The sequence below is a fragment of the Ectobacillus antri genome, from assembly GCF_003852715.1.
Taxonomy (GTDB): domain Bacteria; phylum Bacillota; class Bacilli; order Bacillales; family Bacillaceae_G; genus Ectobacillus; species Ectobacillus antri.
In genome coordinates this window covers 64,722-85,659 of the sequence record NZ_RIAV01000008.1, presented here as the reverse complement: position 1 = coordinate 85,659, position 20,938 = coordinate 64,722, and the positions used below count along the sequence as shown (strand labels likewise).

Sequence of the window (20,938 nt, the reverse complement as noted above, 5' to 3'; positions counted from 1 at the left end):
AGGCATGTGGGAAAACTACAGGCAGTGTTATGGAGTGTTGCTCTTCCCGGTTTTGGACAATTATTAAATGGTAAGTATCTTAAAGGTATTTTATTTATTTTTTTAGAATTTCTCATCAATGTACAGGCTAACTTTAATGAAATTATTTTATTAAGCTTTAATGGTGAAATTGAAAAAGCAATCCAGCAAACCAACTATCAATGGTTAATGTTTTATCCCTGTGTATATTCGTTTGCCATTTGGGATGCCTTTCGAGACGCCGGTGGAGGAAAATGTGCTTTTTCGGCTATTCCGCTTGCCACATCAGCCTATAGTACAACTATAGGACTCATGTATTCTGCACGTTTAAAGCTGTTCGGAGTATTATTAGGTCCGATTTGGTTGCCTATTTTATCATTTTTTATTGGTTTATTTATCGGCTATCTAATTTTACGAACCTGTATATATATACAGCAGCGCGAACATACTTAGCCCCCACTATAAAAATGGGGGCTGTTGCGTGTCCTGACATTAGTCACATCTTAGCCAGTTTACCAGAAATATGTAGGTTTGATAATGTAAAACCTTAATAAAAAATAAAAACAACAAAAAAAGAGCACCGGTAGCGCTGTAAATAATACCGAATTTTAAGCAAAGTGATACAGAAGGTGATAGTACCATGAGACGCAGTATAGCATACAACGACAGTAACATAATCCCAAATAAAGGTAAATGCTGCCATTCAAAGGGAGCACCTACCTGACGCAATACGCGTGCCAAACGTATATGAATCCACTCAGCCATCAATAAACAAATGACGCCGCACATGATACTTAAAACTGTCACCTACCCCTTTCTTATAAGAGTAACTCGTAAAACATAACATCTTGCCATTTTCCAAATTTATATCCTACTTCACGAAATGTCCCAACATGTGTAAAACCAAATTGTTCATGAAGACGCACACTTGCATCATTTCCCTTTGTAATTCCCGCCATAATGACATGATATCCAGCTTCTTTTGCCATATCAATGATACGTGCAACAAGCTGCTTAGCAACCCCCATTCCTCGTGCTTCTTTATGAACATAGACAGATATTTCAACTGTTTGCTTATACGCCTCTTTCTCACGAAATGGAGATAAACATGCGTAGCCAATTACATTCCCTAGCCTTTCCGCGACAAGCAAGGGATATCTATCATTATATTTTGAAAACCAAATCATACGTTCTTCTATCGATTTTACTCCTAAATCAAAGGTAGCAGTTGTATGCAGAACTGCATCATTATATATATTGGTAATTTCTTGTATATCTCTCTCTTCTCCTCTTCGAAGAACAACAGGAGCAGAAAAACTCTTTTCTAAGCAATCAACGGTAATCCCTCTTGTAGACTGCTTTTGTGCATAAAAAGAAAAACCAAGACGTTCCCAAAAGCGTTTTGCCTGCTCATGCTCTCTTATTACCGCTAAACGTACAGACGATACTCCTTGCTGTTTCCACATGTCCTCTAGCATATAATACGCATTGGTTCCATAGCCGTAGCCTTGATAATCACGATGAATCATCAATAGCCCCAACCATGTACAGCCATCTTTTTCATTTCGCTTCATATATTCAACCAAACCAACATATGTTTCGTCAGCTTTGATAAAATAGGTCACACGATTATTGTCATTATGGAAAAATTCTTCCTGAATTTCATCATTTGTGCGAAACCCGCACCCATTCTCTAACGTATTATATACATCGTTTGAATTTACAATCTCTTTTACAACCTCAAAATACTCTTCTGTTACTGGTTCAAAAGTAAACATATGTCCTCCATAGGTGTTTTCTTATCATGTTAATATAAATGTATCACAAAGAACAAGCATTTATGATTGAATTATGGACTAGTTTCTATAAGCAGTTATATATAGTTTTATAAAAAAATTTTTTTAATTTAAAATTTTATTACAGTACATGAAATTTACAAATATGTATAAATAAAAAGTGTGCCCAAGAATGAAAAAAATCGTTCTTGGACACACTCCCCTTTATACGTTCATATACGCGTGTTTTGTTGCTTCTTGAAAACTGCTTGTGTCATACTTGTGTTCAACATAAATCTGATGCCACACCATGAATGATAAAACCGTCCAGATTTTACGACTGTAATCAGCTGTTCCAGCACAATGTGCATCCAATAGATTTAAAACGTACTGCTTATCAATTAAATGATCTGTAGCACTCTCTTTAATAATTGTCGTTGCCCAATCTCGCATTTCATTTTTTAACCAATGACGAATTGGTACAGGGAAACCGAGCTTTTTGCGATTCAATACATGATCTGGTACAATTCCTTCCACTGCTTCACGCAATATCGCTTTTGTTGTACCGTTTGCAATTTTCAGCTCTGTTGGCAATTTAGATGCTACATCAAACACTTCTTTGTCTAAGAACGGGACACGCAATTCTAGTGAATGTGCCATCGTCATTTTATCTGCTTTTACTAAAATATCACCGCGAAGCCAAGTAAACATATCAATATATTGCATTTTGCTTACATCGTCATACATTTCGATTTCATTGTAAAGTGGTTTAGTAATATCAGTATATCGAATTGCGTTATTGTAAGAACGCATTAACTGTTGCTTTTCTTCTTCTCGGAAGATTTTCGCATTTCCATAATAGCGTTCTTCGATTGGTGTACATCCGCGCTCTAAAAAGCTCTTTCCTTTAAATCCTTCCTGTAAAGCGCCACTTAGTGCCTTTAGCACACGTTTACCAGGTTCTGGAATGTATTGAAACATCTTTAATGAATTTGGCTCACGATAAATATTATATCCGCCAAATAATTCGTCAGAACCTTCACCAGATAATACAACCGTCACATGCTTACGCGCTTCTTTCGCGACAAAGTACAATGGCACTGCAGCTGGATCTGCAAGTGGATCGTCCATGTGCCACATAATTTTAGGGAACTCGTTCATAAATTCTTCTGGCGTAACAAGGACACTATGATTTTTAACGTTTAATTTCTCTGCTGTTTCTTTTGCAACATCTACCTCACTAAAACCCTCGCGCTCAAAACCGACAGAGAACGTAAGTAAGTTTGGATTAAATTCTTTTGCAATAGATACCACAATGGACGAATCAATACCGCCTGATAAGAAAGAACCAACCGGTACATCGCTGCGCATATGCATTTTAACAGAATCATACAATACGTCACGAATATTTGCGATATGTTGCTCTTTTGTCTCACCAGATGGCTTGAAATACGGTTTCCAGTAACGATGAGTTGTTAATGGTTTGCCAGGCTCCTTCACAAAGTAATGACCTGGTTCAATCTTATTAATATCTGTTGTCAAGGAAGCAGGCTCCGGTGCGTATTGATACGTAAAGTAATGCTGCAAGGACGCAACATTTACACCCTTATCCTGTAAGGCGTGAACAATGCTTTTCTTTTCAGAAGCAAAATAGATTGCATCGCTTTCTTCCGCAACAAATAACGGCTTAATACCAAAATGATCACGAGCACCAAATAAACGCTTTTCTTCGCGATCCCAAATCATAAACGCAAACATGCCGCGCAAATAGTCTACACATTTTTCTTTCATGTGCGCGTATAACGCAATAATTACTTCCGTATCGGAATGCGTCGCGAACGTTGCTCCTTTTTCTAGCAGCATTTCCCGCAACTCCACGTAGTTGTAAATTTCACCATTAAAAATAATCACATAGCGTTCATTTTCATATGTTAACGGTTGATGTCCCGCTTCAATATCAATGATACTTAAGCGACGGAATCCGAATTGAACATGCTCGTCCCTAAAGTATCCCTCATCATCCGGTCCGCGGTGAAAAATAATTGAATTCATCGTTTCAAACTGCTGCATTTCTTCAGTTGAAAGTTCTCTAGGCTTCTCGTATAAGCAACCTACAAAGCCACACATAGCCTTACCTTCTTTCTATAATAAAATCCATATCAACCTTATTTATACTAGCATAAGAATGACAATCAAGCGAGAAAAACCAAAAATGTTGTTTAAAAAATGTATCACGTTTAGGCCTCTTCATCATATGATATTGCAGATTCACTTGAGGGAGGTATTACGATGAGCGAAGAAAATAAAAATCACCCGTCTCGTTCACAAATTAAAAATTACTTAAAGCAAATTGATGAGTTTTTTGAGCAAACCCCATTGCGCGGTCTTATCGCTGAAATGAATCACTTTTTCCAAAAAGGCAATCGCCTGCTTACATTTCCAGTGGACTTATATGAATCAGGAAATGATCTTGTTATAAAAGCTGAGCTTCCGGGTATTGCTAAAAATCAAATCAAACTTGAGATTCAAGGAGAGTATTTACAGATCTCCGTGCAAGACGATATTGCAGAAGAAGTAGACGGTAACAACTATTATCGAAGAGAACGCTCTATTACAGAAGCGACCCGCATTATTAAATTACCTTACCCTATCCAAAAGAAAGCTGCAAAAGCATCCTACTATAATGGTGTTTTGGAAGTGCGTGCACCGAAAGTCGTTGTACAATCTGATATCTTGACAATTGAATAATAGTATAGTAAGGGATGCCATGTATGGCATCCCTTACTGCGTCAAGCGCTCTATATCACGCAATATTTCTTCATACGGTGTGTTTTCCACAGCACTGTACTTTTTCATGACAACTCCATCGCTGACAAGAAAAAAGGAGGTCTGATGAATAACTTGATCTTCCCCTTCTGGTTTTTTAATAAATGATTGAAAATTTTTCTTTGCAAAAGACTCGATTTCTTGTTGTGTGTAGCCGGTCAAAAAGTTCCAATTGCTATAATCAGCCGCAAATTTATCACCAAATGATCGCATCGCCTCGGGTGTATCAACCGTAGGATCTACACTGAACGAAACAAACTCAACATCTAAGTTTTTTTCAGCAGTCATTTTTTGCAAACGGGCCACATTTGCTGTCATTGGCGGACAAACAGTGGTGCAGCTGGTAAAGATAAAGCTGGCAATCCAAACCTTGCCTTTTAAATCTTTAGAGCCAAATGGTTTTCCCTCTTGATTTATGTATTGAAACGATTCTGTTTTCCAATTTAATGGATCACGAATTTTCGCACCTGTACATCCTGTTATGACAAGCAGAATAGCAAGCACCCCTAATATCCTTGTACGCATCATGTTGATTCTCCTTTTTTGCAACTTCTCTTACAGTGTATCAAAAACATCTAGCATTCCCAACCTATTCACTTCCTTGACACAATTTTGTCAATTCCTTTATCGCTTCTGCCTTATCAAATGTACTATACCATCGATAATCATCATCATCTAAAATACGATAATGTTGACTGATTATGTTTTGTTGCAATCGAAACGAACTCATTCTTTGAATCTCTTTCCACCACACTTTACCGCCCATTGTTCGTTCTTTTCTATACTCTACATGTTGCCGTGCAAGATTTGTTAAGGTATCAAGTGCATCATCACCAAATTGAATGCGTAAAATCTCGCTGTCGCGAAATAATGCACAAATAGTTACAACCGTATACCACGCCGGTGATATACGGCCTTTTTCAATTTGTACAAGGGTTTTCTTAGAAATCCCTAAAATTTCAGCCATTTTTTCTTGTGTATAACCACTTTCAAGTCGTACCAACTTGATATATTGTGCCATATGCGTAATAACTTCCTCTTTATTCATTTCTACACCTCGATACGTTTGTAAATACAAGCTAATTGTAATTTTATACTTTTTGAATAGTAATTTAAAGGATTTTGCTATTTGTCTCGTATTACTCGTATGCAATAAACTGAAAAGCAATAAGGTTTCACTTCTTATCCGCACAGCATTAGATACGCTGTACACCTTTTGATTTAAATCACTCACACTGGGGCTGGGTAATGAAAAACGAGTCCGAAACCGTTTTATTTTGGTGAGGATACTGCATATTTTCGGAGTTTTCGTGATAGACGTGAGCAGTTTCAAATTGCTATTGTTTTAATGAACCTTGGTGCTTATGAACCAGAGTTTATGAAGTATATTTATATGACTTCTAAAACGTTAGTATGTGCCTACAAAGATCTTGATGCAACCCATTTTATCCCTATCGGTGCATTTGCGCTTGCTGACAAAACGTCACAAGAAGCTTAGAACAATTGACTACTGCCTTGTGAAAGCCACTAGTTACCTCCTAAATGCTTACACGCCTTGTTACAGGGTCAAACACGTGCTATGACGAGATTAAGATTACACAAAATTTGTTCCACACGTATAACAATACACTCCTCCTGAACATTCTATATAGAAAAAGCTTCAGGAGGGATTTTATGTCATATCTACAAAAACGTTTTATGTACAGCACAGCCGCTTTTCTTACACTCATTATTTATTATCTTATTAGTTAAGAACACCTGATCTTGCGATTGTTAGCTTGAGTTTAATATTAAATTTTGTTTTTGGATATAAATCGCTATACCATTGCTTCTCACGTAAAGTCAAGTGCCGTACGGAAGCGTCATAAACGGCTCCAAACCCTATTGGATCTACTTTCATGTTTTGCATCTTTTCAATTTCCTTTAAAAAATGCTGCTCCATTTTTTTGCCAAGCTCTTTTTCAAATACTTTATATACACCGGGCTTACCAAGGTCAATAGGCTGACTTAAAGCAGCTATATTGGCAGTCATTTTGACATCCACATCGAAAATTGGATCGTTTTGTTGTACTAATTTCAATTTCGGCTTTACTTTTACCTGTTGCAAGTTAACAAGTAAAGGAAATTCGTCTCCTTTCTCACCGTAAAATTTTTTAAATGGCTCAGTCGGCAATTTCACATCAATAGAGCCAAATCCTTTGTATCCTTCTCGTAACGCTTTTATATAAAATGTTTCTGCAGCAGTAATATGACCCGCTAATCTCCCACGGTACATCAATGCCGAACCGTCAATTAACACAAAATCCTTTCTTTTTTCTAAAAGTGGCAAAACTGGATCTCTCCCCACTTGATAATAATCCCGCAAGAATTCTTGGACCGTGCAAGAAATAACACTGTCGTCTTCAATGTTTTGTTGAATCATTTTGTATAAATACGTACCCATATTTTTAGAATGCTCTTGCTCTTGTGGCTGATATAAAATATCTTTAGCTGTTGTTTTGCTGATTGCCAGGTACATGTTAGTTTGTGTGGCTGCATCACGTTTTAAAGTTTCTACTTGCCGTACAATCTCCCTCTTTTCTGCATATTCCTTTCCATATATAGCCACACGAAGCTGCCCAGTCACAAGTCGATCACTAGTTTCTAAATTCATATATTTAAATAATCCTTTGCTCGTGTCAGCTATACTTGTTAACTGCTGCGCTACATCTTCTGGTTTAGAACCAAAATGATGTAAAACAATTGTTCCACGCACTTTGTCATTCTCTTCCCTATCAAGGCCAATTGCAGTAGCCAGCCCCAATGTTTCTAACGCTCGTTTTTTGATAATACAACCGGAAAGGATGATTGTGCAGCAAACTAAAACAATAATCAATCTTTTCAAATTGCCCTCCTCCTTCTAATGGCTTGTATAAGCAATGTTGCAACGAACAATACAACCGGATATATAAACGAAGCAATGAAGGTTACTGTATTAAAAAACTCTGTATAGTCGCCAATTTGAGCTCGAGATTTAAAGAAAAGCGTGATGAAAAACATAACGATACCAACTATATATAAAGCTGTTGTTTGTTTTATTGTAAAAATTTCTTTAAGCCCTTTTGTTACTACCCATACCAAAGTACTCATATTGGGTAATAGCACTAGCATCATCATACAAATAAGAACTACTTCAAATTGCTCTAAAAAGGGAAAGTTAACAGACTTAAAAAGATTTAATGTTGGCCAAATTGTTCTTAGCAAACTTTCATCTGAATAAAAGCCAATAGTAATTGTAATAGTGTACAAATAAACCACATTTGTTAAAAAAATAGCGAACTGCGCATAACGATGAACTGTTTTCTTTGTTCCTGCATACGGATAGAGAAAATACAATAGTTCAAATCCTGTTAGGGAAAATGACATTTCATACATACCCTGCAACAGATTGTGCGGACTCGCTTCAAAAATCGGTAGAAAATGCAACCAATCAAAATATTGTAATGTTTGTAAAGCTACAAAAAAAAGCCAAAACGTAAGTAAAAACGTGGTGAGACTAATACCAATTACAACTCGTATGCCACCTTTGACTGCGTAAATAGTCAGAATGATCATAATTGTAGAAATAAACCATATTGGTATATCCTGCATTAAATATTCACCCACAAAAGAGTAATAATTCGTGATATATGTTACTCCATAACCAAATAAATATAAAATATAAACAAAATTAAGTATATTCCCAACCCATTTACCAAATAAATCTATATGGATTTCAAACAAACCTTTCCCTTGAAATCGCTTTAGGGTTTGTACAATGATAAACACAACAACATGCGCTACTAAACCTGCCAATAGTACAGATATCCAGGCGTCTTGTTTTGCATACCGGAATACGAAACGTGAAAAACTCGTAACGCCAATACCAATCTGCAAGGTATGAATTACGATAACCAAAAGACCACTCGAAAACATTAAATGCTTTGGAATTGTTTTTTCCATGTTATTCCCTACTCATCAATATCTTTTTTCTGCTTCTTGCGATTTTCTTTTAATTTTACTTTATCTTGGGGATTGTTATAACTAGACCGCTCTGTACTATACAAATGCGGAATTCGAATGATGCTCTTTGTTAAATCCCGAAAGCGCCATGGATAAATCGGGGCCAGATATGGCCGATTTAAACTGGTCACCTTTAATAAGTGAATGAGCAAAAAGGTAAGACCAAAAGTGAGACCAACTCCCCCGGCGATACCGGCTAAAATAATAAGCGGAAATCGAATTACTCGGATTACTGTACCCATGACATAATTTGGTGATGTAAATGAAGCCAGTGCACTTAGAGCTACCGCAATAATGAGAATGTTACTTGTCAGTCCCGCTTGTACCGCCGCTTGCCCAATAACAATACCTCCTACGATACCAATTGTTTGGCCTACTTTTGTTGGCAAACGTGCACCCGCTTCCCTAAGGAGTTCAATAGCCCCCTCTAATATAAGTGCCTCCATGACAGGTGGAAAAGGGACGTTAGCACGTGATTGTCCTAGTGAAACTAACAATGCAGAAGGAATAACTTCATAGTGATAGGTTAAGGCTGCGACATATACAGGTGTAAACGCCATGGAAATAAATACTGCTACGAAACGAAGTAGTCGAAAAAATGTGCTCACATTCCAGCGAAAATATAGGTCTTCTGTCGATTCAAAAAAACTAAAGAATGTTACCGGTCCCAATACAGCCATTGGGCTTCCATTCACTAGAACGCCAATCCGTCCGCCCAAAACAGAATATGCAAAACGTTGTGGTTGTTCTGTCATAATAAACTGCGGAAACAATGAGTATACATTTTCTTCAATCAGCTGAATCAAGACTGAGCTATCTAATATGTCATCAACGTCTATACTCTGAATTCGTTCCCGAAAGGTTTTTACATTTTCTTCATCTGCAATACCTTTCATATAGGTAATTCGAACTTCTTTTGGAGCACGTCGCCCCAGCGTATAGGATTCCATTACCAAGTCTTCATCTTTAATTAATTGTCTTAGTACTTGTGCATTCGTTTCCAATGATTCTGTAAACTCAAGCTTCGGCCCTAAAACATTTGCTTCGTTCATAGATTGAAATAACGGTCGATATTGCGGTTGCGACAAATTAAACAGCAAACCATCTTGTTCATCTTGAATATGAATAAAAATCCAACCATCCATTAAATTACTACAAATTTCTGTAACTTGATGACTCACTTGTATACGACTAATGGGAATGTTACTCTTTAACTCTTCATTTGTAATATGTTGTGCTGACAATTTCATAATAATAGCTAGTACATCTTCATGAAGTGCCTGTTCGTTAATTGCACCCTTCATAAAAAAGATGGTAATGAGGCGACTTTCTTTGTAAAGGCTGCGAATTTGCAGGTCTGGACTTTCATTCATTGCCTTTTTAATTTGCTTGCTCAACTCTCCATTGTCTATCTCCACTTGCGCTTCATTGCTATTTGTATCTATAGATTGTTTCGCGCGCTCTGTTTTCCCATGATCTATCACATAATCTTGCGTAGGTTTTACTTCAAACATTTCTACCTGATTATGCTTTTGTAATGATTTTTGCTTTTTGCGTCGCTTTCGAAAAAACATAATCAATCCCTCTTTTGTTTTTTTCTTATATTTCCCACACTTTGCCTTGTTAACCATTTTTGACAAAAAAAAAGAGAGGTTTCCCTCCCTTACTCAGCAAAATACGTAAAGCCGATTGCTCCTACACCTGTATGTGTACTGATAACCGGTGTTGTATAAAAGATTTGTGTATTCTGAAATCCTGTTACTTTTTCAATTGCTTCTTTTAAACTTTGTGCAAGTGGCAAAGCTTCCGCATGCGGAATACTTACCGCCTTAATCGTTTTACCAGCTGTATCTTCTGCTAATATTTTCACCAAAGTTTTTACTACTTGTCCATGACTGCGCACTTTTGTAACAGGCGTATACACACCATCTGCTAAATTTGCAATTGGTTTAATATTTAACAATGAACCAAGAAAAGCCTTACCTTTTCCAATACGTCCGCCCTTCACTAGATTCTCAAGTGTATCAACTACAACATATAAATGTGAATTCTTGCGTACTTCTTCCACACGCTCTAAAATTTCTTCAAGCGTTTTGTCTTGCTGAATCATTTTAGCGGCTTCAATCACTTGATAAGCCATCGCATGCGTCATAAATGTAGAATCAACCACTGTAACTTTTGTATCTGTCATCGCCGCTGCGCTTTTCGCCGTATTAAAAGTTCCACTCATACCGCTCGTCATATGGATTGCCAATACTTCACTACCATCTTCACCCAACCGATCATACAACTCTACAAACGCACCGATAGCCGGCTGGGAACTTTTTGGCAACTCCTTTGATACTTGCATCTTTTCAATGAATTGCTGTGGTGTCAAGTCAACACGGTCTAAGTATGTCTCATTATTTATAGTAATGGATAAAGGAATCACATGGATATCATATTGTTTAATTACATCATCAGATAAATCTACTGTGGAATCTGTCACAAGCTTAATTTTTGTCATTATTCTTCGTTCCTTTCCGGTACACTCTCCTTGTTATTATACTAGTATTTGCACCGCTTTCAACAATTACTTACCAAATTCCTCAAAATATACTTATCCATTTATGAACTGCATTCTCTTTTATAAGTAGCACCTATATACAAAAAGAGGCTGGGACATAACTGAATCATGTAACTATAAAGCCAAAAGAATAGAGAATAAATAACACTCATAAAGGAAAAATCCGAGCTAAATCGAATTCTGTGTAGAGAATTTCGAATAATAGTTCGGATTTTCCTTTGGCTGAAAACCTGTTGTCTCAACCTCTTTTTACGTCTAGGCATTTTTCTCTAGGGTGTTCACCTCATATACACGCGAATATTCTGACCATTTCATCGAATTACGCAAGTACTCACGAAAAGAATAACTAAAATTTGGATTTTTTTGTTTTTGAATTTTAGAAATAAATAATTGAAGACGCGCATTAATTTGAAACGCAAAAGGATGTTGTGATTCTAAGACGGGGATTTCTACAATTTTAACACACATGCCTGTAAGGTGAGTGAAATAGAAACTTTTCATAATCACGATATCAATCCTCTTTTTTGTGGAGTTATATTTAGTATAAATAAAGACAAGTGCAAAGTTTGTCTAAATTTAGCAGGAAATTATTTTTTCTATCCACTATATTGTATGCGTTTTCATAGATAGTATAACAAAAAAAGTGGAAAACGCCTACTAATTAGGCATTTTCCACTATATCTTGTGCTGCTTTTTTTATTTTCCGTCTATACACATAAGCTGACAATGCTATACTTAACTCATAGATAAGCAATAAAGGTACTGAAACAAGAAAGTCAGATAAAAAATCGGGTGGCGTAATGCATACCGCAATAACAATCAAAACAAAGTATGCATACTTCCTAATTTTCTGTAATGCAATTGGATTTAATAAACCAATGCTTGTTAAAAACATTGCTACCGCTGGCAATTCAAATAACACTGCAAACGGCAGAGTCATATTCATGACAAATTCAAAGTATTTTTCTGTTGTAAACATCTCTTGAAACATATCGGTTCCTAAGCTTAGTAAAAAGGAAAATACAGTTGGCATAATAATGAAGTAACCAAAACAAAGGCCACCCACAAAAAGGATAAATAACGCAGGTATGTAAAGAAGCGTCATTTTTTGCTCATGCGGCAATAATGCCGGCTTTACAAATAACCACACTTGTACTGCGGCAATCGGAATGGTACATATAAAGGCAAATACAGCAGCAATTATGAAATAAATCCATAAAATGTCACCTGGTCCCAACACTACGAGTGGAACATCCAAATCTTTTACTAAAAAGCTATATATATCTTTTGTATATGTAAATCCAATTGCCATAAATACTATAAAAGTTAGCGCTGTAATAATTAAACGCTTTCTTAGCTCACTTAAATGTTCTACAACACTCATTTCTTCCTGCATGTGTCTCACCCGCTCATTTCTGAAAAAAGGATGCAAGAAAACGTCTCCTACATCCCTTTACCACATTATTGTTTTTCTTTTGCTTCTATCGCGTCTTCTCGTAAATCTTTTGTTGAACGCTTGAACTCCTTCAAAGTTTCACCGAAAGCCCTTCCAATCTCCGGCAGCTTTTTCGGCCCAAATACAACTAATGCAATTAGCAAGATTAAAATCAGGCCTGGAAATCCGATATTTGGCATAATAATCCCCCTTAAGTTGGCTGCCTTCTCAGACAAACCCCTTCTTACTCTTTTATTTTGGCAAAAAAGCGTGCACTCGTCAATGAATTGTAATGTTTTCTCACAAAAATTTGAAAATTATTATTCAAACGTTCCTTTCACGATGGCTTGACCATCAAATACCATCATGTTTCCCTTAGCAAACACAGTATGTATGGTTAGGGTATCCTTTTCTAAAAGTACGATGTCTGCATCCTTTCCTTTGGCGATTGTACCTTTTTGTGATAGCTTTAATACAGTTGCCGGCGTGGATGTAATCGTCTGTAACGCTACTTCAAGAGGAATTTGCTCCTCTAATACAGCCTCTCTCACCGCTTTAAATAATGAGGATATACGTCCAACCTGCAACCCTAAAAATTCACCATCGCTGCTAAAAGAGGGCAAACTCGCTTGTGCATCTGAAGAAAATGTAATCGCTCCAATTGGTACACCAGCTTCGAGCATCAACTTAAGACCTCGCGAACATTTTACTTCACCCTCCTCTAGAAACTGAGGAATTGTGCTTGTTGTAAAGTCAACATAACCTCCGCGCAATGCATAGCGAATACCTGCTTCAAATAACTCTTTATTTCTATTAATATGTGTAGGATGAAACTGCCTTATGGGAATGGACGTTTGCTCTACAATCGTTTCTAGCAATTGAAGCTTGTCTTCACCATCACCAACATGTATCTCAAGTATGCCGGCTTTTCCTGATAAGATACCGCCATTGCGAGCCGCGACAGCCACCTTAATTAGTTCTTCAACAGTCGGCTGAGAAGAGCGGTGATCTGCAATTGCAATTTCACCAACTCCAATAATCTTATCAATTAAAATAATATCGTTCTGAATTTTATTCGTTAGTGTCCGAACAGGGATGTGATAGGAACCAGTATGAATATAGCATGTAATGCCTTCTTCTTCTAACGCTCGAGCTTTAGCCAATAAACTTTCCATAGAACGTGTCGTTCCGTCTGTTCCTAAAACTCCAACCAAGGTGGTGACTCCTGCAGTTGTCGCATCAGTTAACATAATTTCTGGCGTTCTTGTTTTAAAACCGCCCTCTCCACCTCCACCAATAATATGTACATGCGCATCAATAAATCCTGGTACAATCAACTTGTTTGTTGCATCAATCACTTGCATAGGAGCAAAGCTATCCGGTATGAATATTTCGTCCGCAATATAACAAATTTGCTCTCCCGCCAACAATAGATCTTTTTTTCCTATGTAATGAGGCGCATACACTTCTCCATTTTTTAAAACCGTCAACATGTGTTCAACCTCTTTTCCAGTCAATCTCGTATGATACTCATATTAGGTTAGAACACCTCGTGTTTCAAGAGTATTTTCCATTCGTTTATATATGAATACAGAAAACAACCAATATTTTTAGAAAAGACGACGTACGACTACGGTGAGTACCTAAAAGAAGGGTGCATTGAGTTAGAACCATACACATTCGTCCTTGTGTGTTCGTGTACGATTGCTTTTATGCTAGATGTACGGTTTTCTACATATAATAAGGCTCTTTTCTAAAAGATTGTTATTTTTAGATAGGTTTGGTTGGAGCGGAAGGTACGAGACTCCTGCGGGAGCAGCGGGTCAGGTGAGACCCCACAGGCTGTAAGCCGAGGAGGCTCACCGCACGCCCCGCGGAAAGCGAGCAACCCCGAGCGGAAATCAACCACTCCCGACTACTTGTTACATCGCAACAAAGTTTGCAAAAACAGCCTATAATAAAAAAGCCGACAATGTCGACTTTTTATAGTTTAGACGCAATAATATGTTGTGTATATGCCGCTAATTCTGTTAAATCCATATCCTTATACTGCTCTTCATAAATCGGTTCTGAGATGGTAAGCGTAACGTGAGCAGGTTTAATTTTATTATCATTTGCTTCTAATATATTATATGTTCCATTCACTGTTACAGGTAAAATAGGTACACCGGACTTCACAGCCAAATGAAAACTCCCTGTTTTAAATTCTCCCATTTCCTTTCCTTTACTTCTTGTCCCTTCAGGAAAGATAACTAGCGAATGGCCATTTTTTAATAACTCAATACCGTCTTTAATTGCCTGCAATGACTGACGTCGATTGCTTCGATCCATAAATACACAATTCATTAGTTCCATCCAAGTAGACACAATTGGCAATTTCTTAATTTCCACTTTAGAAATGAATCCGATTGGCTTGTTTAGATATCCCATTAATACTGGAATATCAAAGTTGCTTTGATGATTACACACAACCAGGACTGCGCGTTCAGGCACATGTTCCAATCCTTTTACCTCTACAGTAGAACCGGAGGCCTTTATCATTCCTTTGCCAAATGAATCCGGTGTTTTATGTACAAGACGATCTTTTTCTTCCGGCGATAACGTTGGGGCTAACTTTTTCATACGAAATAAGCGGGGCAACGTTCCCAGTACCAATAATACGATATAAATCACAGCAAACACAGTTCTTACCATTTATAAGTCCTCCTCATATCCATTCGTCTACATTATACAAGACAATAGACGGAAAAAGAAGAACAAGAAAAGAGAAACACATCCTTTTAAGCTACAAAAACAACTCATAACATACAACAGTGATGCAAATTAATGACCTGACTTAGAACGAAGGCGCTTAAGCAAGCTTTATAACATTTCTTCATCCGCTCCTATTTCTATACAAAAAAGAAACTTACACATTTTCTCCATAAAAAAGAGGAAGTACCCATAGTTCATAGGTACCTCCTCTTTTTTCATTAGCCTCTGTTAAAGTTCTTTATTGATCTCCAATGCAAAAATTCTCTTTCGACGAGTAACTAGGGATCCTCTCCACCCCAAAAATGCGGCAATTATCAACTTTACACTTTAACACAGTGTTTCATTAAAATTGCGCAGCAGCTTCTTTTGCTGCTGCAATTGCAGCTTCTTTAATTTCCCCAGCTTTATCTGGTGCTGCTCCCATTCCTTCTACAGGTAGATATGTTGTATCTGTTACCCCAAAGAATGCAAGTGCAGCTTGTAAGTGGTTACGTCCAAAGTCCATGCTTGCTGCTGGTCCTTCAGAGTAAATACCGCCTGTTGCTTGAATGTGCAACGCTTTTTTACCTTCTAATAGACCCACTGGACCATTTTCTGTGTATTTGAATGTTTTACCTGCAACAGCCAAGTTATCAATATAAGCTTTTACAACTGGCGGATAGCTAAAGTTCCACATTGGTGTTGCAAAAACATAACGATCTGCAGACATAAATTGTTCTAGGTTTGCATTCATTGCCGCAATTTTTTGTTGTTGTGATTCTGTTAAATCTGTAAATGCGACACCTGCAGCTAATTTACCCCAAGCGTCCATTACTTCACCATCAATCATTGGTACATTTGTATGGAACAAATCTACTGCAATCACTTCATCTTGTGGATTTTTTGCTTGATACGCTTCAATAAACGCATCTCCTACTGCTTTGCTGAATGATACCTCTGCTGTATTGGGATTAGCTGTAATGTACAATACTTTTTTCATGATTCTTTTTCTCCTTTATAACTTGATTTAAATTATTTTTAATTAAAGATAGTTTATAAAAAAATTACTTACTTACATTACATAAGTAAGTATATAAAAGTAGAATCAAACTGTCAACAATCTTCTTTTAATTTTTATTACACATATATAACAAATTGTTTTTGCGACACTATTTTCCGACAATTTACATCTTTCTTCACACTCAGAATCTTTTGTTGTATTACAGTTATGTATCTTTACTAACAACAACATAACAGTTTGGTGACTTCACTTGTTCCTTTATGTTACAGCGAATATCATTAGAATACGTTAAAGCCCGTAAATTTAAATAAAAGGTGATGCTAATTGCGTATTGTAAAACGATTTATGTCGATTCAGATGATCCCACCGCTTCTAGTGGCAGCGGGGTTCGGAGGAACAACAGTAAGCGTTCATAATCAATATCAGAAAGCAAAGCAGCAGCACCAAGAAGTGCAAACAGACATGCAAACAAAGAACGAAGCACTCCAAACGAAAGTGAAAGAACTGGAGCAACAAACACAACAAATGCAAAGAACAGTGCAGCAGAAGGATGCACTGTTACAGCAAACGCAACAAAAATTGCAGGAAACTGAACAAAAGATGACCGAAGCAGGTGCTGCAGTTCCTTCACGAAGCAATGATGAAGTGGCAGCGGCTCGCACAATTCAAGTAAGAGCAACTGCCTATTCAGCAGATCCTGCTGAAAACGGCGGTACTTACAACGGAAAAGTCTTAACCAAAACTGGATTCAGTTTAACAGACAATCCCACCGCAAAAGTAATTGCGGTAGACCCAAGGGTTATTCCGCTTGGAAGCACTGTTTGGATTGAGGGCTATGGATATGCGAAAGCACTGGATACGGGCAGTGCGATTAAAGGAAACAAAATCGATGTATTCATACATGATAAAAACAAGGTGCGCCAATGGGGCGTACGAACAATTGAAGTACGTATTATTAAAGAAGGACCTTAAGTGTTCTATTTGCAGTCTATACTTTGCTTATGAAAAGATTTGCTAATCTTTTCGAATAAAAAACACACGCAGCATAATGCTACGTGTCAGGCTGATGCCAAAGTCATCAGCCTAAGAACCAATAATTTGGTTCTTTTTTTCATAAATCGAAAAATAATATGCATGTGGATTTTTTTCGTCACGTATTCCGGGCTCTCGAGATATTTCTTGCCAATCGTCAATACAAGGAAACCAAGCGTCTCCTGAGAATTCATCTTCAATATGTGTAATATATAGACGGTTTCCTACAGACAATGCCTCTTTATAAAGTTCAGCTCCGCCGATAACAAAGGCCTCTTTATCAGAAGAAGCAAACCGCGTCAGCAATTCGTCTAAAGAATGCACAACAACACATCCTTCCGCTTTGTATGCAGGGTTACGAGTTACAATTATATTTTCCCGCCCTGGTAATGGTCTACCTATTGATTCATATGTTTTACGTCCCATAATAACGGGATGTCCCATTGTAACACGTTTAAAATAAGCCAAATCCGCAGGCAATCGCCATGGCAGTTCATTATTTGTTCCAATTAAGCGATTGCGATCCATCGCTGCAATGAGTGAAATCATATACACCCCCCCTTTTCTACATTGTAGCATAAGAGGACCTTTGTTTACCTCTCTATCTTATAATGTAACTCCACAATTTCCTTATACGTCTTCACATTTTGAAGTTGTAAATTTGTTTTTTCATAGCCGCCATGAAATAAAGGAATACCTTTTCCAAGTAAAATGGGAATATACGTAATACGTAATTCATCTACCGTGTTCGATTTCATAAAAGCGTTTAACACACCTGCACCTCCGACCAACCAAATACGCCGATCTCCCTGTAAGCGATCTAAGAACGTTTTAGGGTCACTGTTAATAAATTCGACATGTTCATCTTTGCCTGTTTTCGTACGTGAAAATACATAGGAAGGTTTACCTTCATACGGAAACGGAATATCAAATCCTAGGACTTGTTCATATGTCGCATTTCCCATTACAATCGTATCAACTGTCTCGTAAAAAACACTGTATCCGTTGTCGCCTTCGCCTTTTTGTGCTGCCTCTTCTAGCCATTCGATACCACCAAACTCATCAGCGATATATCCATCCACACTAACTGCAATATACAATACGACTTTTTTCTCTTCCATTACAATTCCTCCTTGTGCTTGTGGTAAGATAATCTTACGATCTAATTACTACAAAACACAATCCTAAAAACATTTTTTGAAGGGTGAGAACGTACCATGTGTAGCGGTTCTCAAAACTTAAGAAGTGTAAAACTATAGGTACTAACAGAACTGTATTACTTAAGACAACATTTCGTTATTTCGTATAGATCGAATTTTTGATATAGAGATCATAGAGGAAGACCCAAGAACTTATATGACACTCAGAGAATGGCTATCGAATTAAGAAACAAAAGAACCGATAAAACTTAAAGTGCACCTTACAAGAGAAGGTATTCGGCAATGTCTAACCAATCCCTGGCTTGAGCAATATGTAGCATCAGATAACGAAGCAGGGTATATGGAGATGATGATTGAAACAAGTGAAGTCCGTTTTACAGGGGACTTCTTTTTTTCACTAGGTAGCGATGCTATAGTGGAAGAGCCTGCTGAAATGGTATCTTATATATGTGAAAAGGCACAAAGTATATTGAAGCTGTACCAAAATGAAAACAAATAAAACGCACAGATAAAATCTGTGCGCTTTATTTAAAAGTCAGTACTTGGCGCGTTTCAGCCTATTTGCTGACATTATTTATTTGCTTTTCTTAGCGCTATCTAAATAATAATGGCTTTTGCGCCAGATATACCTACCGCATTATAGAGCAAGTTCCTAGCCAAGAAGGATTGTAGAGCTCCATAAACCTTTATACTGCAACCGGTGCTTTGATAGACGGATGCGATTCATACCCTTCCACTACAATATCATCCATCTCAAAGTCAAATACAGAGCGTTTATCCGGATTTAATTTTAACGTTGGTAAAGGTTTAGGTTCGCGCTGCAGCTGTGTCTCTATCTGTTCAATGTGATTGATATAAATATGCGCGTCACCAAGAGTATGAATAAATTCTCCTACTTCAAGACCGCATTCATGTGCAATCAGATGTGTAAGCAAAGCATAACTAGCAATGTTAAAAGGAATACCAAGAAAAATATCTGCACTTCTTTGATAGAGCTGACAAGATAACTTGCCCTCTGATACGTAAAATTGAAACAATGTATGACAAGGTGGAAGAGCCATAGTTGGCACATCTTCCGGATTCCAAGCAGACACAATAAGTCTTCTAGATTCAGGATTGACTTTAATTGTTGCAATGACGTCTTTTAGCTGATCGATTGTGTCACCAGTGGACGTTGTCCAAGCGCGCCATTGCTTGCCATACACATCTCCGAGCTCCCCATATTTTTTAGCAAAAGCTTCATCTGTTAAAATGCTCTCTTTAAAAAACACCATTTGCTTTTCATATTGTGCAGCAAAAGCTTCATCTATCTGCGCACGAAGTCCAAAATTTGTCATATCAGGACCTGTATAATCAGAGCTTTCCACCCATCTCTTAAAAGCCCACTCATTCCATATATTATTGTTGTGCTGCAGTAAATAGCGGATATTTGTATCACCCTTTATAAACCAAAGCAGTTCACTTGCAATCAATCGAAATGGAATGCGTTTCGTTGTTAATAAAGGAAAACCCTCGTTCAAATCAAAGCGCATTTGATATCCAAATAAAGAGCGAGTTCCCGTTCCTGTACGATCTTCTTTATTCGTTCCATGCTTTAAAACATACTCACATAAATCTAAATATGTACGTTCGTTTTTACTCATGTTTATTTCCTCCTCTTCTCAAGATGAAGTGCCATCCAAATATCGTCGGCATATGTACCGTCTTCAAAACGCACTTGTTTGCGTTGGCGACCTTCTTCCTGAAAACCAAGCTTGTGATATACGTGCAGTGCCCGTTCATTGTTAGATAGTACGCCTAGGCATATTTTTTCTAATCCTTCTTGTACCAATGCCCATGCAATAAGATAGGCAAGCATACTTGTTCCTATGCCAACGCCGCGATGCTCCTTCTGAATCCCCATACCGAATGACCCCGTATGATTGAGGCGTTGCATCGGATTTCGTTTGAATTCCAAAAATCCTACTACTTCTTCATTTACTTCGGCAACTAATATCAAATTCCCCTTTATTTTTGATTCCTCAATTCTTAGTTTCTCTCGTTGTACATCTTTTGGTATTTCTTCCGGCGCGGATACAAAAAAGGAGGTTGTTGTAATAATTTCTTGTTTAATTGCTACAATTTGCATAGCATCATGTAAAAGTGCTTCTCGAATTCTCATATCCGCCCCCTAGTTCAGTCATTTCTACCTATTTTATCATCTTAGCTTCTGTTTGTTTATTACATCTTTAAGAAATTTTCGCTTTGATATAAACTTAAAATATCATAAAATTTAGAAAAAATGGGTATTCTAATAGTAAAAGGAGTGATTATACTGAGTATTGATACACT

General features: G+C 37.3%; 23 protein-coding genes. 4 read left to right on the top strand and 19 right to left on the bottom strand.

Annotated features, from left to right (window positions below; translation table 11 throughout):
- The first annotated feature begins 6 nt into the window (after window positions 1–6).
- Entirely contained in the window at window positions 7–471 is a 465-nt protein-coding gene (locus tag EEJ45_RS09900) for a hypothetical protein (RefSeq protein ID WP_124564644.1), read from the top strand.
- A gap of 39 nt (window positions 472–510) precedes the next feature.
- On the opposite strand, the gene EEJ45_RS09895 is transcribed toward EEJ45_RS09900, so the two are convergent.
- The 3 genes from EEJ45_RS09895 to asnB all read right to left on the bottom strand — a co-directional run bounded on the left by EEJ45_RS09895 (window position 511) and on the right by asnB (window position 3,920).
- Entirely contained in the window at window positions 511–825 is a 315-nt protein-coding gene (locus EEJ45_RS09895) for a hypothetical protein (RefSeq protein ID WP_124564643.1), read from the bottom strand.
- A gap of 11 nt (window positions 826–836) precedes the next feature.
- Window positions 837–1,796 (bottom strand): GNAT family N-acetyltransferase, encoded by a 960-nt coding sequence (locus tag EEJ45_RS09890; protein ID WP_124564642.1) that lies wholly within the window; start codon window positions 1,794–1,796, stop codon window positions 837–839.
- A 222-nt stretch (window positions 1,797–2,018) separates the two neighbouring features.
- The gene (gene asnB / locus EEJ45_RS09885) at window positions 2,019–3,920 is read right to left on the bottom strand and encodes an asparagine synthase (glutamine-hydrolyzing) (RefSeq protein WP_124564641.1); all 1,902 of its coding nucleotides are present in this window, start codon (window positions 3,918–3,920) and stop codon (window positions 2,019–2,021) included.
- A gap of 162 nt (window positions 3,921–4,082) precedes the next feature.
- Between asnB and EEJ45_RS09880 the strand changes: the two genes are divergently transcribed.
- The gene (locus EEJ45_RS09880) at window positions 4,083–4,541 is read left to right on the top strand and encodes an Hsp20/alpha crystallin family protein (protein WP_124564640.1); all 459 of its coding nucleotides are present in this window, start codon (window positions 4,083–4,085) and stop codon (window positions 4,539–4,541) included.
- 33 nt (window positions 4,542–4,574) lie between these two features.
- Here EEJ45_RS09880 and EEJ45_RS09875 read toward each other — a convergent pair whose 3' ends face one another.
- From EEJ45_RS09875 to EEJ45_RS09820, 12 genes are all read right to left on the bottom strand, one after another.
- On the bottom strand, window positions 4,575–5,147 hold the full coding sequence (locus EEJ45_RS09875; protein WP_124564639.1) for an SCO family protein: 573 nt from the start codon (window positions 5,145–5,147) through the stop codon (window positions 4,575–4,577).
- A gap of 61 nt (window positions 5,148–5,208) precedes the next feature.
- Window positions 5,209–5,667 carry a helix-turn-helix transcriptional regulator gene (locus tag EEJ45_RS09870; protein WP_124564638.1) on the bottom strand — a complete coding sequence of 153 codons (459 nt, stop codon included), beginning with the start codon at window positions 5,665–5,667 and terminating at the stop codon, window positions 5,209–5,211.
- 696 nt (window positions 5,668–6,363) lie between these two features.
- Window positions 6,364–7,503 carry a Ger(x)C family spore germination protein gene (locus EEJ45_RS09865; protein ID WP_124564637.1) on the bottom strand — a complete coding sequence of 380 codons (1,140 nt, stop codon included), beginning with the start codon at window positions 7,501–7,503 and terminating at the stop codon, window positions 6,364–6,366.
- Window positions 7,500–8,600 (bottom strand): GerAB/ArcD/ProY family transporter, encoded by a 1,101-nt coding sequence (locus EEJ45_RS09860; protein WP_124564636.1) that lies wholly within the window; start codon window positions 8,598–8,600, stop codon window positions 7,500–7,502. The genes EEJ45_RS09865 and EEJ45_RS09860 overlap by 4 nt, the downstream gene beginning before the upstream one ends.
- A gap of 8 nt (window positions 8,601–8,608) precedes the next feature.
- A complete protein-coding gene (locus tag EEJ45_RS09855) occupies window positions 8,609–10,234 on the bottom strand; it encodes a spore germination protein (RefSeq protein WP_245999870.1) in 1,626 nt (541 codons plus the stop codon).
- Between the two features lie 89 nt (window positions 10,235–10,323).
- Window positions 10,324–11,166, bottom strand: a complete 843-nt coding sequence (locus EEJ45_RS09850; protein WP_124564635.1) for a DegV family protein — start codon at window positions 11,164–11,166, stop codon at window positions 10,324–10,326.
- 315 nt (window positions 11,167–11,481) lie between these two features.
- On the bottom strand, window positions 11,482–11,733 hold the full coding sequence (locus EEJ45_RS09845) for a DUF2535 family protein (protein ID WP_124564634.1): 252 nt from the start codon (window positions 11,731–11,733) through the stop codon (window positions 11,482–11,484).
- A 154-nt stretch (window positions 11,734–11,887) separates the two neighbouring features.
- Window positions 11,888–12,622, bottom strand: a complete 735-nt coding sequence (gene tatC, locus EEJ45_RS09840) for a twin-arginine translocase subunit TatC (protein ID WP_245999869.1) — start codon at window positions 12,620–12,622, stop codon at window positions 11,888–11,890.
- A 65-nt stretch (window positions 12,623–12,687) separates the two neighbouring features.
- Window positions 12,688–12,864 carry a twin-arginine translocase TatA/TatE family subunit gene (locus EEJ45_RS09835; protein ID WP_124564689.1) on the bottom strand — a complete coding sequence of 59 codons (177 nt, stop codon included), beginning with the start codon at window positions 12,862–12,864 and terminating at the stop codon, window positions 12,688–12,690.
- A gap of 117 nt (window positions 12,865–12,981) precedes the next feature.
- The gene (gene iadA / locus EEJ45_RS09830; protein ID WP_124564633.1) at window positions 12,982–14,154 is read right to left on the bottom strand and encodes a beta-aspartyl-peptidase; all 1,173 of its coding nucleotides are present in this window, start codon (window positions 14,152–14,154) and stop codon (window positions 12,982–12,984) included.
- A gap of 490 nt (window positions 14,155–14,644) precedes the next feature.
- Window positions 14,645–15,355 carry a lysophospholipid acyltransferase family protein gene (locus EEJ45_RS09825; protein WP_124564632.1) on the bottom strand — a complete coding sequence of 237 codons (711 nt, stop codon included), beginning with the start codon at window positions 15,353–15,355 and terminating at the stop codon, window positions 14,645–14,647.
- A gap of 403 nt (window positions 15,356–15,758) precedes the next feature.
- Entirely contained in the window at window positions 15,759–16,394 is a 636-nt protein-coding gene (locus EEJ45_RS09820) for an FMN-dependent NADH-azoreductase (protein WP_124564631.1), read from the bottom strand.
- A 345-nt stretch (window positions 16,395–16,739) separates the two neighbouring features.
- Between EEJ45_RS09820 and EEJ45_RS09815 the strand changes: the two genes are divergently transcribed.
- Window positions 16,740–17,387 (top strand): 3D domain-containing protein, encoded by a 648-nt coding sequence (locus EEJ45_RS09815; RefSeq protein WP_222928028.1) that lies wholly within the window; start codon window positions 16,740–16,742, stop codon window positions 17,385–17,387.
- 111 nt (window positions 17,388–17,498) lie between these two features.
- On the opposite strand, the gene EEJ45_RS09810 is transcribed toward EEJ45_RS09815, so the two are convergent.
- A complete protein-coding gene (locus EEJ45_RS09810) occupies window positions 17,499–17,996 on the bottom strand; it encodes a dihydrofolate reductase (RefSeq protein WP_124564630.1) in 498 nt (165 codons plus the stop codon).
- A 44-nt stretch (window positions 17,997–18,040) separates the two neighbouring features.
- A complete protein-coding gene (locus tag EEJ45_RS09805) occupies window positions 18,041–18,568 on the bottom strand; it encodes a dihydrofolate reductase family protein (protein ID WP_124564629.1) in 528 nt (175 codons plus the stop codon).
- Between the two features lie 385 nt (window positions 18,569–18,953).
- Between EEJ45_RS09805 and EEJ45_RS19170 the strand changes: the two genes are divergently transcribed.
- Complete coding sequence (locus EEJ45_RS19170) at window positions 18,954–19,106, top strand: hypothetical protein (RefSeq protein ID WP_465251909.1); 153 nt, start codon at window positions 18,954–18,956, stop codon at window positions 19,104–19,106.
- Between the two features lie 187 nt (window positions 19,107–19,293).
- On the opposite strand, the gene EEJ45_RS09795 is transcribed toward EEJ45_RS19170, so the two are convergent.
- The gene (locus tag EEJ45_RS09795; RefSeq protein WP_124564627.1) at window positions 19,294–20,250 is read right to left on the bottom strand and encodes a thymidylate synthase; all 957 of its coding nucleotides are present in this window, start codon (window positions 20,248–20,250) and stop codon (window positions 19,294–19,296) included.
- Between the two features lie 2 nt (window positions 20,251–20,252).
- Window positions 20,253–20,768 carry a GNAT family N-acetyltransferase gene (locus EEJ45_RS09790; protein ID WP_124564626.1) on the bottom strand — a complete coding sequence of 172 codons (516 nt, stop codon included), beginning with the start codon at window positions 20,766–20,768 and terminating at the stop codon, window positions 20,253–20,255.
- Between the last annotated feature and the right edge of the window lie 170 nt (window positions 20,769–20,938).